Source organism: Gordonia sp. 852002-50395_SCH5434458 (assembly GCF_001665905.1).
In the GTDB taxonomy this organism is placed as follows: domain Bacteria; phylum Actinomycetota; class Actinomycetes; order Mycobacteriales; family Mycobacteriaceae; genus Gordonia; species Gordonia jacobaea.
On record NZ_LZTC01000004.1, the window covers coordinates 1 to 12,088 of the forward strand.

Here is a 12,088-nt window from a genome sequence, read left to right on the forward strand (position 1 = left end):
TCCTCGCGCACGTCGAGGAGAACGCGGCCGGGCTCGTCGGTGAAGTCGTCCGGCAACTCGGTCACCGGTACCTGTGGAATGTCGCCCATGCTCACGTTTCCATGTTGGCACATCGCGCAGGGGCGGAACTGCCACCTCGCCTGAACCCGACGGTCACGGTCTCGTCGAGGCTCGCTGATGCTTCGAGCGTGTCCGTCGTGCGCGGGACGCGCAATTTGACAGCGTGCGGACGCGCGAACGCCATCCACATCCCGCTATGTATGTCTGCATAATGCTATCCACATGCCGGTTTGACAAGCGTCGCTTTAGACAACTCGGACGAGTGTCAACCTGTGAATGAGGCTGTGGATTTGTGGACAACTCGAGCTCGGGTGTCCACAACGTGTGATGCCTGTCACTAATCAGCAGGTCAGCCAGCATATTCTCTTCACATCAGTGAAATTGTCGGCGCCGTCGTAAACGATCTGGTCAAGATCACAAGCCCTGTGGATAACGTGGGGACAACTGTGGATGGTTTGCTCAGCGAAACTCGATCCGCTGAGTTTTCTCCACAGCGGATAGAACTCCCGAGACGACAGCATCGGTCAGCGCAGCTGCACCCGACGGGCCGCTGAGCAGCCGAGCGAGGATCGGCTTCGGGGCGGAAATCACCGTGATCTCGACGTCGGGGTAGCGTTCTGCCACCACCGACCGCATCACTCCGATGCCGTCGACGAGCCCGACGTCGCGGGCCTTCGCGCCGATCCAGATGTCGCCGTTGAACAACTCCTCGTCGGTACCGGCGAGCTTCTTTCCACGCCGCTGCTTGACCCACGCGATGAACGCTTGGTGCAGCTCGGACTGCATTCCCTTGAGCCATTCGACGTCGTCGGCGTTCTCGGGAGAGAAGGCATCGAGCCTGGCCTTGTTGTCGCCCGCGGTGTAGAGCCGACGCTGCACCCCGAGCCGGTCGATCACCTCGTTGAAGCCGAAGCCGGACGAGACAACGCCGATCGACCCGACGAGTGAGGTGTGCGCGGCGAAGATCTCATCGGCCGCGCACGCGATCCAGTAGCCACCGGACGCCGCGATGTCTTCACAGAACGCCAGAACCGGCACGCCCTTCTCGGATGAGAGCTGTCGGATTCGCTCGGCGATGTACTCCGACTGCGCGGGCGAACCCCCCGGCGAGTTGATGACGATCACGACGGCCTTGACGCGCTCGGTCTCGAAGGCGCGTTTGAACATCGGCTCGACCGAGTCGATGGTCATCCCGCGACCCGCCCCGACATGTCCGATGACGCCATCGAGGCGCACCACCGCAACCTTGTCTGCGCGGGACTTCTGGAACTTCTTGACGATCTCGCCGAGTGGCCCATTCATTGGATCGAGTCTAGTGCGCGAGTCCGACACCCCCCGACGCGACGCTCGAGCCGACCGTAGACTCTGGAGCCGTGGACATCCGGTGGCTCACGGCGTTTCTGGATTTTCCTGCCGACCAGTTCGGCGACGAGGTCACGTTCTGGCGTGCGATCGCCGGCAGTACGGTGTCACCGCCACGCGGCGACCACCGCGAATTCGCAACCCTCGAACCGTTCAACGGTGACCCGCACCTGCGTGTGCAGCGGGTCGGGTCCGGCCCGGGCGGCGTGCACCTCGACCTCCATGTCGACGACCCGAGGACATCTGCGCTCGAGGCCGTCGAACTCGGCGCTCACATTCGCGACGACCTCGGCGAGCTCCTCGTGCTCGAATCGCCCGCGGGGTTCATCTTCTGCCTCGTCGACTGGGCCGGCGAGTCGTCGAGGTCACGACCCATCCGATGGCCCGACGACACGATCAGCATCATCGACCAGGTGTGCATCGACGTGCCCGCGAGTCTGTTCGACCGTGAACTCACCTTCTGGGCGCGGCTCACCGGCAGGCCGACGCAGCCCGTCTCACGGCCCGAATTCGTTCGGCTACAACGCGATCCGCACCTGGCCGTCGGAATCCTGCTTCAGCGAGTCAACCCCGACGGCCAGATGTCGGCCACCGGGCACGTCGATCTTGCAACGAACTCGGTGCAGCAGGAGGTGGCTCGCCACGAGGACTGGGGTGCGCGGGTCGTCGAACGTTTCGACAATTGGACGGTCATGGCCGATCCAGTCGGGCGGCCGTACTGCATCACGTCCCGCAATCCGCGTACCGGCGACTAGCACGACTCGAGCCGGCCGAGCGGTGTCAGCGGCTCGCTCTGAACTCACGCAGGCGCTCGACCTCGGCGTCGAGTTCTGCGCGCTGCGCCCGGGTCAGTTCGGAGAACAGCTCTACGTCGACGTCGGGTCCGTCGCCCGGGCGCCACGTCCCGGCGAGCCGGCCGTCGACAAGCACGAACCCCGGCGAGCGGCCGTTGGGTGTGACGGTGCGTCGGTAGGCGGCGTCGTCGGCGATCCGGTAGCGGTCGGCCTGTGCGACGAGGATGTGGTCGAAGGGTGCGATCAACCGCACCGGCGCCGGTTCGTCCGGGTCGGCGAGTGCGAGGCCGTCGAGGTCGAAGAGGACCTCACCCGCGGGTCCCTCCAGTTCCACGAGTTCCCAATCGGCGGCCATCTCGTCGAGCAGTGGGCGCAGGCGCGTGAGCCCCGACCACGTCGCGATCGCCTTGGCCGAGGCAGGACCGAAGCCGCGAAGATACAGGCGTATCAACTCTTTTCGAGCGTCGTCGCCGACGAGGGCCGGCTCACCGGGACCGATCCAGTCGTCGAGGAGTTGATAGGTGGGCGCGCCGCTGCCCTTCCACAATCCCCGCGGAGGCACTTGGACGAGCGGCAGTCCACACCGCGCATGGGCGGAGAGCGCAGCCGGATCTTCGTCCGGATGCCGTTGCGCCAATAGGCTTTTCAACTCGGCACCGCCGAGTGCTCGACCGCGGAGTAGCTCCGCGGCGTCGGCGTGAACCGCCTCGGGCGTCGACGAGACGAGCGCGTGGCTTCGGTTGGAGCGCACTCCGGCGTCGATCGTGTCTTGTGCCAGCGCACGAATCCATCGTGCGTCGAGACCGTCGAGCAAGAAGACGGTGCTTCGCAGTAGCGCGATCCTGACCACTTCGCGGTCGGTGAGCAGAGCGTCGAGCTCGTCGGGCTGAAATTCGTCGATCCGCGACGCGAGCGCATAGAAAGCGCTCGACGGATCCTGCGATTGGATACCGACGATGCGGTCGATGACCTCGATGGCGTCGTCGTCGACTCTGGTCAACAGATGCTGCCGCGAGAGCAGGGTCCGGTTGGCCTGCCTCGGCGTGATTTGAGTCATAGCGTGAAGTGTGTCTACTATTCTGGCTAATCGCACATCGCTGTGATGCCAGTCACTATTCTTGGTTCTGGCGTCGCACCGGCAACGCGCAGCCGCACACGATCGACAACTCGGGACGAGGTTCTCCATGGCCGTTAACGCTTCGGGACAATCACGGGTGACGCGATCGCGTCGCGGTGTTCCGAGCGCGGCCTACAACGTCCGACAGTCGTGCATCACCATTGGACTCAGCGTCGTCGCGTTACTGGTGCTCCTCTTCGCGCTGATTCTCTACTGACATCAATCCCATTGGGGCGCAGCCCTTCTCGTTGGCGTCCGGCTCACATAGGCCTTCTGATACTTCAACCCGACTTGAAGTTAGTTGGGTCGTGTTTGTTGCATTCCCCCACTGTCTGCGGAAGGCTGGAACTACCCGCGCGAGCGTCCACAACACTCAGTGAAGGCCCCGCGCGAGCCCAAGAGCAGTAGCCGAAGCAGTGCCCGACGGTATGAACGCTCGCAGGTTGAGCACAGACTCGAAGGTTTGAGCAGAGAGAGGAAACCCGTGGCTGAATACACCTTGCCGGATCTTCCATACGACTACGCGGCACTCGAGCCGCACATCTCCGGCAGGATCATGGAGCTCCACCACGACAAGCACCACGCGACCTATGTGAAGGGCGCCAACGACACCCTCGCCAAGCTGGCCGAGGCTCGTGAGGACGGCAGCATCGCCGGAAAGGTCTACGGACTCTCGGCGACCCTCGCCTTCCACCTCGGCGGTCACACCAACCACTCCATCTTCTGGAAGAACCTGTCGCCCAACGGTGGCGACAAGCCGGAAGGCGACCTCGCCGCCGCGATCGATCAGCAGTTCGGCAGCTTCGACAAGTTCCAGGCGCACTTCACCGCCGCTGCCACCACGCTGCAGGGTTCGGGCTGGGCGATCCTGGGCTACGACACCATCGCAGGCAACCTGGTGATCCTGCAGCTCACCGATCAGAGCGGCAACATCCCCGCCGCGATCATCCCGATCGTTCTGCTCGACATGTGGGAGCACGCCTTCTACCTCGACTACCAGAACGTCAAGCCCGACTACGTCAAGGCATGGTGGAACGTCGTGAACTGGGCCGACGCCGCTGAGCGTTTCGCCACCGCGACGAAGCAGGGCCCCGGCCTGGTCGTCCCGGCCTGATTTAGCAGGTAAACACACGCGAACCACACGCGGCGGCCACCTTCGGGTGGCCGCCGCGTTGCGTTGCGGGCGTTTGGCGGCCGAGCTGATCTCTCGCTGGTCAAGCGGCTCCGCCGGTCGAGCTTGTCGAGACCACCCACTCGTCGAGCTCCCACCGCTGGTCGAGCTCCCACCGCTGGTCGAGCCTGTCGAGACCACCCACTCGTCGAGCACGTCCCCGCTGGTCGAGCTTGTCGAGACCACCGCCCCGCAGTCGACTGTGCCCGCGAAGGTGGTTTCGACTCGGGTGCTCGCTGCGCTCGCGCCCGCTCAACCAGCGGAAACAGGGCCCACCCCGCGGAAGTGACCTCGACAGGCCAGGCCGCTGAACCCGGGTCGACGCCGCCGATCAGTATGACGCGCAGCCCGAAAACCGCGGCCCAATGTCATACGGATCGGGCGTGGGGCTGGTCGAGTTCCCGTCCGCTCAACCAGCGGGAGTGATCTCGACAGTCGAGGCCACCTACAGCACGACGGAGAGCGTGATCGCCACGGCGCAGACGAGCGCCAGCAGCACGAGCGCGATCACGTCGCGCCGGTGCGGGCCGGCCGTCGTCGCGGTGAGTCGGCCGGTGCCGCCGCGGGCGGTGATCGCCTCCGACATCTCCGAACTCCGACGCAGCGCCGACGACATCGCCGCGGTCACCATGTCCATGATCCCCATCTCGGCCGACGGGTGATCCGACCGCCCCGATGTCGGGCGAAGGCGGTGGACCGCGACGAGTAGTCGGATCTCATCGATCAGCAGCGGCAGGCCACGTAGACAGAGGGCAATGCACACGGCCCATTCGTCGACCGGCATCTTCAGCTTTCGCAGCGGCCACATCAGCCGTGAGAGAGCAGGGGCGACCTCGGCCATCGGGGTCGTCCAGATGACCAGGATCGAACTCGCGACCAGCACCAGCCCCAATGCGGTGGCACGGAGGAAGAGGATGATCGCCTCGAGACCGAACGACGCATTGACCCCGGCGCCGACGGCGATCAGTCCCCAGAACCACCAGGGCGGTCGGGGAAGCGCACCGACGGGGATTCCGGCGATGATGGCGGTGACCAGCATGACCCCGGCGACGAGCCCCAACGACGGCCAGGTCGGCAGCACCACGGTCATCAGCCCCAGCACGAACACGCCGATCAGCTTGGTGCCCGCCCAAAGTCGGTGAATCGGAGAGTCGCCGGGCACCTGCCGCAGCGGGATGGTCCGCATGCTCATGGCATCCTCCATTGCGTCGGGCTATCTGCGCCAGCGGGGCTTCCTGGGCCTGCCGGGTTCTCTGGCCCTGTGTAGTGATCTGGGCCCGCCGGGTCGTATCCGGGCGCCGGGTCGGGCACCAGTGTTCCGTCGGCCAGGCGCACGCGTCGGGTACACAGTTGGCCCAGTGAGGCGAAGTCGTGCGAGATGATCACAATGGTCATCCCGCCGGCGCGAAGTCTCGCCAGCAGTGCCACGACGTCGTCGCGCGCCACGGGGTCGAGACCTGCGAGCGGTTCGTCGAGGATCATCACCTGGGGCGCTCGCGCGATCAGTCCGGCGAGCACGACACGTCGCATCTGCCCGCCGCTGAGCGCGTCGACCCGACGGATCGCCATGGTCCGTGGGAGGCCGACGGATTCGAGCGTGTGCGCCACCTCGGTCGTGCCGATCTTGAGACCGCCCACCGCCATGATGTCGTCGCCGACGTTCTGCTTCTGCAACTGCAGCCGCGCGTGTTGGAACGCCAGCCCGACCTCGCCGACGTGCTTGCTCACCGGCTCACCCTGCCCAGGTCGTTCCGGGAGGTAGAGCAGGCAACTGCCCTCGGTCGGCTCGATGAGTCCTGCCATGATCCACGCGAGAGTTGTTTTGCCGGAACCGTTTCCGCCGACAATCAACAGTCCCTCGCCCCGATGCACCGTGAGGTTCACATCGTGGAGTGCGTTCACTTCCCACGGCGATCCGCGCAGATACGTGTGTCCGACGCCGCTCAACGACAGCACAGGTTCGCTCGTCGGCTCCGGCCCCGAGACCACGTCCCCGCTCGACGCCTCGTGCCACGACGCGTCGAGTTCGAACCTCTTGGCGGCTCCCGCCTCGACCTCGTGCAACTCCGACAACCAATTCGGGCGATACGGCACGATGCGACCCGCCACGAGATGCACGACCCGGTCGGCGGCGACCGCCTCGATCGCCCTGTGGGTGATCATGACGACGGCGATACCGCGAGTGCGCGGAAGATCGCTGAGTACCTCGAGGAGTTCGGCGCGACCGGCAGGGTCGACCATTGACGTCACCTCGTCGGCGATGAGCAGCGCAGGATCGCGAGCGAGAGCAGCCGCGATGGACAGCCGCTGCTGCTGACCGCCGGAGAGGTCGGACGTCTCGCGGTCGCCGAGCCCCGCCAGTCCCACCTCGGCCAGCAGACCGTCGACGTCGACCTCGGTTCCCTCCGGCAGTCCCCATACGACGTCGTCGGCAGCGCGCGCGCCGAGCATCTGCGTCTCGGGACGCTGCAGCACCATCGCCGTTCCGCGGTGCATACCGAGCCCCGCGGCGCCGGGCCTGTGCACCGCTCCGCTCGTCGGGCGCCGACCCGCCAGGATCTTCGAGAGCGTCGACTTGCCCGACCCGTTTGCTCCCACGACAGCGATGAACTCGCCCGGTTCGATCCGGAGCTCGATGTCGGCGAGGACTTCGGGTCCACCCGGCTGGTAGGAGAACCCGACGCGGTCGAGCTCGAGTGGCAGGGGTACCACCGGCCGATCGTCGTCAACGGCGTCGTCGAGGGTGTCTTCGCTGGGGATGTCGGCGAGCCGATCGATCACCGCACCCAGAATCCACCAGGCCACCACCATCGTGATGAAGGTTCCCACGCCGCCCATTACCCAGATCCAGACCCACCAGTACTGCTCGATGCTGTGGCGTAGCCCGTTGATGCCGTCGGCCAACGGCTGCGCCGACGGCACCTTCTCGACCCACTTGGCGAGTCCGCCGATGGTGTTCGTCGTCGCTTTGATCACCAACTCGCGCAGCGGCACCAGCACCAGCAAGACGACGACCGACACACCGCCGATCAGAGGAGCCGCTAGCGCCGACACCCCCAAAAGCGTCGGCCAACCGTGTCCGCGTCGTTTGATCTCGCCGACGATGCCTCCGACGACTGCAGCGGCGAGCAGTGCGGTCGCCGCCCTGGTTCCGGCCATCGCGAAACTCACGGCCGCGGTGGATACGGTCGCCGCGACCATCGCGCGGGGCCGAGTACGGGCCCCGATCAACGCGAGCGGAACAGGCGCGAGCACACGAACAGCGCTGGCCAGCGGGATGACCGATCCGATGACGACCGCCGCGACAGCAAGGCCACCGAAGATCGCGATCCAGGCGATCTCGAGCGGACGCAACGCGCCGCGAGTCTTTGCGTCGGGCATTTCGGACGGTGAGTGCACGTATCCATAGTGCCTGGTGACCCCGACCACGCCTGGGCCGCGTCTGCCGTTACTTCGTGTAAACGAAGCGTCACAACACGGCGCTTCGACTGGACGACGCCGCGCAGTGGGTGGATTCTCATCTCACGAACAGGGAGGTCAGAACATGCAGTCCTCTGTCCCGATCGGACTCACACCGGTTCAACAACACGGGCATCTCAACGGAATCCTCATCTCCGGACGCTGGCCGGAATCGACCCTCGAGTGGACCCAGACGCTCGTCGCCTCGGTGCGGATCGCGTGCCGCCCCGGCTTCCTACCCACCACGACGATCTTTCGAGTCGTCGAAGAACACCCCGACGACCTCGACGAACCCGCCGTGGGCATGATGGTCGCGATCGGAAACGTCGTCGACGACAGCTTTGTCGAAGCAGGCCGGCTCGACAGCAATCCACCCGCGTTGGTGATGCTGCATCCGCCGTCGCGCACCCGTCCCTCGCTTCCCGAATGCGCCGACGTCGCGTCGGGTTGTGTGTTGCTTCCCGGACTGCCGGAACTCGGACTCGAACACCGTGCCGGGTGGGCCGAAGCCGAAGCCGACGGCACGGTGGTCAACCTGCGCAACAAAGTCGGGATCGACCCCAACGCCGACCCCGACACCGCTGTCCTGGCGATGCTGCTCGTCGCCTGAGAGAGTCCGAACGGCCGTTTGACGGGTACCCGAACTTCGGATTTTGTGCCCCCTACCTGCACAAATGCGGGTTTGCGATCTGTTGCAATCGCAGTTGAGGTCTGGCTAACCTCGACTTCATGATTGCTGCCCTCCTGTTGAGCTTCGGCGTGATCTTTGTCGCCGAGCTGGGCGACAAGTCGCAGCTGATGGCCATGACGTACGCCCTGCGTTACAAGTGGTGGATCGTCCTGCTCGCGATCACCGTTGCCACGACCGCCGTCCACGCGGTCTCCGTGTTCTTCGGCCATTTCCTCGGCCTGTCGATCCCGACGAACGTCATGTCGATCGTCGCGGGTATCGCAATGTTGATCTTCGGCCTCTGGACGCTTCGCGGCGACAGCCTCGACGACTCCGAGCAAGGCAAAGCCGATCGCGTCGGCAAGTCGGTGTTCTTCGCGGTGATGTCGTCGTTCTTCCTCGCCGAACTCGGCGACAAGACGATGCTCGCCACCATCACACTCTCAGCCCACAGCGACTGGCTCGGCGTGTGGATCGGTTCGACGATCGGCATGGTCGCCGCCGACGCGCTGGCCATCGCTGTTGGCGCACTCCTCGGCAAGCACCTGCCCGAGCGAACCATTGCGATCGGCGCGTCCGTGCTCTTCTTCGGGTTTGCCGCATGGCTTCTCTTCGAGGGTCTGCGCGATTCGTCGTCTGTCACGGTCATCGCAACGCTGTCGGCTGTGGTTGCCATCGTTGGAATCGGTTCGTACTACATCCACCGGGTCCACCGCGCGGCGGCGCTGGCCGCAACGGCACCCGCAGCAGAACCCGCACATAGCGGGCATGCATCTGACCAGGAGTGATACCGCAAAGCCTGTAGTTTCCCGAGCGATCGGTCGGTTTTAGTAGGGGTTCCTACTAACTGTGCTGAGCCCACCATTTATGGTGAGGCAGATCAGCTACCGAACGAAGGGAAACCCCGATGGATATCTCCGGCTCTTCTGTACTCGTCACCGGCGCCGCATCCGGACTCGGAGCCGCGACGGCCGCCCGGTTCGCTGCCGCGGGCGCACAGGTCTTCGGCCTTGATCTGCAGCCGTCGATCGACAAGGCCGAGCCGACCGATGGCATCACCCTGATCCCCACCGACGTCACCGACGAGGCGCAGGTGCAGTCGGCCATCGACACCATCGCCGCGGCCGGTGCTCCACTTCGTGTTGCGGTCAACTGCGCGGGGGTCGGCTGGGCGTCGCGCATCCTGACCAAGGATGGTCCGCACGATCTGGACCTGTTTCGCAAGATCATCGATATCAACCTCGTCGGCACGTTCAACGTCATGCGGCTCGCTGCCAACCAGATGAAGGACGAATCGACCGTGGATGACGACGGCGCACGCGGCGTCATCGTCAACACCGCATCGGTGGCGGCATTCGAGGGCCAGATCGGTCAGATCGCGTACGCGGCGTCGAAGGGCGGCGTTCACGCAATGACGATCTCGGCGGCGCGCGACCTCGCACGCGTCGGCATTCGCGTCTGCACCATCGCGCCGGGAACGATCAGCACGCCGATGCTCGCGGGCATCACCCCGGAGTTCCAGAAGACGCTGGCCGAGGCCATTCCGTTCCCGCACCGCCTCGGCGAGCCGGCAGAGTACGCCCAGCTCGCGGAGTTCATCGTCGAGCACAACTACCTCAACGGCGAGACCATCCGAATGGACGGCGCACTCCGGATGGCGCCTCGCTGAGCTGCACCGACCGTCTTGTGCGGGGTCAGTCGCGAGCCTCGACCCCGCGCACGGCTGGCGGCCGCGGCCCATGGCCAGGATCGCCGGACCCTTCGAAGTAGTCGGCAGGATCGTCGTCGGCGGGATCGTCGCGCCCGGAATCCTCGACGACGAACCGTGACAGTCGGATGAGGGGTGCGGCCTCGGCGTCGAGTCCGGTTCCGTCAGCGGGCACCATGGGGCGCACCGGCCCCGACGCTCCGCCTTCGTCGCGGTAGGCCTCGACGGCGTCGCGCAGCATCGCGACCTTCACCTCGTCGTCGACGTCGTCGAATTCCTCGGGAACCAGCGGGCTCAACTGCGTGAGCGAGTCGCGAATCTCGATGACCTGACGGTGCAGGCGTCGCGTCGGCGATTTGCCCGCCTCAGGCAGCACGACCTCGGGGATCGCGCTCGTCACAAGGCTCCACAACGGTTCGAGAGCTGCGACGGCACGCCGATGACGACGCCGTGCGGCCAACTCGGTCCACCGCGAATGCAGCATCGGAAAGCTGATGCCCAGCAGGAATGCGACGATCCCGACGATGTCGAGCGTCCGCACCGCGATCAGCGAATTGACCGCTCCGACGAGACCGCTCGCACTTCCGACGACCGCGAGTACCTGCAGGACGGACGCAAAAGCGAGCAAACCGAAACCCGTGAGGAGCAGCGCGAGCGAGAACCGGAGGTACCCCTGCGACACTCGATAGAACTTGAACACATTGCGCACGCACGCACCGAATCCGTACGCGAGATACGCGCTGGCAATGATGTAGAAGAGCGCAAATCCCCAGTTCTTGAAGCTCCACTCGCTGACCGACGACGTGCGCAACGAGTCCGGGGTGAACACCAACGCAACCTGCAGGCCGATCAGTGCGACGACAAGTGGGAAGGCTTCGTGACCGGCACGCCGCTCGCGACTGGCGCGAGCGGTGGGGAAGAAGAACACGATGACCAATGCCGCCACACCGAGTGCGAGCAGGGCGTAGTACAACCAGCGCGAACTACCCGCATAGACGTGTTCGTCGAGGAAGTGCGCGCTCGTCCTGGTGCTGACCACGAACGCCAGCGTCAGCGCAGCAATCGCCACCGTCATCGCGATGGCCTGCAGGCCGCCGCTACCCCGCCTGATCTTGTCCAGACGCCAACACAGCGCAAGCACGAAGGCGACGAGCGCGACGAGATTGATCACGTCGGTCATCTGAAGTCACCTCACAGCCAGCCTTTATGACCCCCGAGGAGCCGCTGTAGGCCCCGCACTTCCTTGTTGTCGGCCGTCGTCCCGACGCTGTTACCCGCCGACTGTGCCCACGTCAGAATCATAGAAGCCAACGTCTCGGCTTCCCACTCGCGGTCGTCGGAATAGCACGTTCGACGCAGCGCGGCGTCGGATTCGTCGCCGGAAGCCGCCAATGGCCCGGTCAGTGACGCCTCGCCGAGCATCTGGTGACCTGCGATGAGATGACCGAACTCGTGCACGATGATCTGATCTCGGTGCAACGACGACGTGTTCTCCTGATAGAAGAAGTAGTCGGCGTCTTTGGCCGCCAACCAGACACCGTTTGGCATTCCCGCGGGTAGCGCGTACGGGAGTGGCCGGATCGGACGTCCCCGCCGCTCGCCGTACCGCTCGCAGAGCTGGCCGACGTCGAGCGGAAGGTCGAGGTCGAGGCCGTCGAGCGACCGGCGAACCAGTGCCCACAGCGCCCGCTGACTGCGGCGGGAACCCTCATCGACCGACTTGTTCGACGTCACGATGCCGCGGGGA

At 65.3% G+C, this 12,088-nt stretch carries 12 protein-coding genes and 1 pseudogene; 6 read left to right on the forward strand and 7 right to left on the reverse strand.

The features are described from left to right. Together A5785_RS00605 and A5785_RS00610 are read right to left on the reverse strand one after the other, a co-directional pair. Positions 1–89: pseudogene (locus tag A5785_RS00605) on the reverse strand (rhodanese-like domain-containing protein); the annotation flags it as partial. Positions 90–519: 430 nt separating this feature from the next. Then, the gene (locus A5785_RS00610) at positions 520–1,362 is read right to left on the reverse strand and encodes a S49 family peptidase (protein ID WP_049700236.1); all 843 of its coding nucleotides are present in this window, start codon (positions 1,360–1,362) and stop codon (positions 520–522) included. A 71-nt stretch (positions 1,363–1,433) separates the two neighbouring features. Here A5785_RS00610 and A5785_RS00615 point away from each other — a divergent pair, with 71 nt between their 5' ends. Beyond that, on the forward strand, positions 1,434–2,177 hold the full coding sequence (locus tag A5785_RS00615; RefSeq protein WP_049700237.1) for a VOC family protein: 744 nt from the start codon (positions 1,434–1,436) through the stop codon (positions 2,175–2,177). A 25-nt stretch (positions 2,178–2,202) separates the two neighbouring features. On the opposite strand, the gene A5785_RS00620 is transcribed toward A5785_RS00615, so the two are convergent. Continuing rightward, a complete protein-coding gene (locus tag A5785_RS00620; protein WP_049700238.1) occupies positions 2,203–3,273 on the reverse strand; it encodes a winged helix DNA-binding domain-containing protein in 1,071 nt (356 codons plus the stop codon). Between the two features lie 127 nt (positions 3,274–3,400). Between A5785_RS00620 and A5785_RS23410 the strand changes: the two genes are divergently transcribed. Further along, the gene (locus A5785_RS23410; protein ID WP_197494605.1) at positions 3,401–3,550 is read left to right on the forward strand and encodes a hypothetical protein; all 150 of its coding nucleotides are present in this window, start codon (positions 3,401–3,403) and stop codon (positions 3,548–3,550) included. A gap of 267 nt (positions 3,551–3,817) precedes the next feature. Then, positions 3,818–4,447: a superoxide dismutase gene (locus A5785_RS00625; protein ID WP_005206140.1), complete on the forward strand. Its 630-nt coding sequence runs from the start codon at positions 3,818–3,820 to the stop codon at positions 4,445–4,447. Between the two features lie 502 nt (positions 4,448–4,949). On the opposite strand, the gene A5785_RS00630 is transcribed toward A5785_RS00625, so the two are convergent. Together A5785_RS00630 and A5785_RS00635 are read right to left on the reverse strand one after the other, a co-directional pair. Further along, positions 4,950–5,696, reverse strand: a complete 747-nt coding sequence (locus A5785_RS00630; RefSeq protein WP_049700316.1) for an energy-coupling factor transporter transmembrane component T family protein — start codon at positions 5,694–5,696, stop codon at positions 4,950–4,952. Next, positions 5,693–7,885: an ABC transporter ATP-binding protein gene (locus A5785_RS00635; protein ID WP_231894318.1), complete on the reverse strand. Its 2,193-nt coding sequence runs from the start codon at positions 7,883–7,885 to the stop codon at positions 5,693–5,695. The genes A5785_RS00630 and A5785_RS00635 overlap by 4 nt, the downstream gene beginning before the upstream one ends. Before the next feature lie 163 nt (positions 7,886–8,048). Between A5785_RS00635 and A5785_RS00640 the strand changes: the two genes are divergently transcribed. The 3 genes from A5785_RS00640 to A5785_RS00650 all read left to right on the forward strand — a co-directional run bounded on the left by A5785_RS00640 (position 8,049) and on the right by A5785_RS00650 (position 10,302). Then, positions 8,049–8,573, forward strand: a complete 525-nt coding sequence (locus tag A5785_RS00640) for a hypothetical protein (protein WP_049700317.1) — start codon at positions 8,049–8,051, stop codon at positions 8,571–8,573. A 119-nt stretch (positions 8,574–8,692) separates the two neighbouring features. Next, the gene (locus A5785_RS00645) at positions 8,693–9,421 is read left to right on the forward strand and encodes a TMEM165/GDT1 family protein (RefSeq protein WP_049700240.1); all 729 of its coding nucleotides are present in this window, start codon (positions 8,693–8,695) and stop codon (positions 9,419–9,421) included. Between the two features lie 119 nt (positions 9,422–9,540). Beyond that, entirely contained in the window at positions 9,541–10,302 is a 762-nt protein-coding gene (locus tag A5785_RS00650; protein ID WP_049700241.1) for an SDR family NAD(P)-dependent oxidoreductase, read from the forward strand. Positions 10,303–10,327: 25 nt separating this feature from the next. On the opposite strand, the gene A5785_RS00655 is transcribed toward A5785_RS00650, so the two are convergent. Both A5785_RS00655 and A5785_RS00660 read right to left on the reverse strand, forming a co-directional pair. Then, positions 10,328–11,521, reverse strand: a complete 1,194-nt coding sequence (locus A5785_RS00655) for an MAB_1171c family putative transporter (protein WP_049700242.1) — start codon at positions 11,519–11,521, stop codon at positions 10,328–10,330. A gap of 11 nt (positions 11,522–11,532) precedes the next feature. Beyond that, positions 11,533–12,075: a hypothetical protein gene (locus A5785_RS00660; RefSeq protein ID WP_049700243.1), complete on the reverse strand. Its 543-nt coding sequence runs from the start codon at positions 12,073–12,075 to the stop codon at positions 11,533–11,535. Between the last annotated feature and the right edge of the window lie 13 nt (positions 12,076–12,088).

What these genes read in the sequence shown, in the direction of transcription:
- A5785_RS00620 (WP_049700238.1), bottom strand. Translation starts at nt 3,273, where the DNA reads ATGACTCAAATCACGCCGAGGCAGGCCAACCGGACCCTGCTCTCGCGG.
- A5785_RS00610 (WP_049700236.1), bottom strand. Translation starts at nt 1,362, where the DNA reads ATGAATGGGCCACTCGGCGAGATCGTCAAGAAGTTCCAGAAGTCCCGC.
- A5785_RS00635 (WP_231894318.1), bottom strand. Translation starts at nt 7,885, where the DNA reads ATGCCCGACGCAAAGACTCGCGGCGCGTTGCGTCCGCTCGAGATCGCC.
- A5785_RS00655 (WP_049700242.1), bottom strand. Translation starts at nt 11,521, where the DNA reads ATGACCGACGTGATCAATCTCGTCGCGCTCGTCGCCTTCGTGCTTGCG.
- A5785_RS00645 (WP_049700240.1), top strand. Translation starts at nt 8,693, where the DNA reads ATGATTGCTGCCCTCCTGTTGAGCTTCGGCGTGATCTTTGTCGCCGAG.
- A5785_RS00640 (WP_049700317.1), top strand. Translation starts at nt 8,049, where the DNA reads ATGCAGTCCTCTGTCCCGATCGGACTCACACCGGTTCAACAACACGGG.
- A5785_RS23410 (WP_197494605.1), top strand. Translation starts at nt 3,401, where the DNA reads ATGGCCGTTAACGCTTCGGGACAATCACGGGTGACGCGATCGCGTCGC.
- A5785_RS00650 (WP_049700241.1), top strand. Translation starts at nt 9,541, where the DNA reads ATGGATATCTCCGGCTCTTCTGTACTCGTCACCGGCGCCGCATCCGGA.
- A5785_RS00630 (WP_049700316.1), bottom strand. Translation starts at nt 5,696, where the DNA reads ATGAGCATGCGGACCATCCCGCTGCGGCAGGTGCCCGGCGACTCTCCG.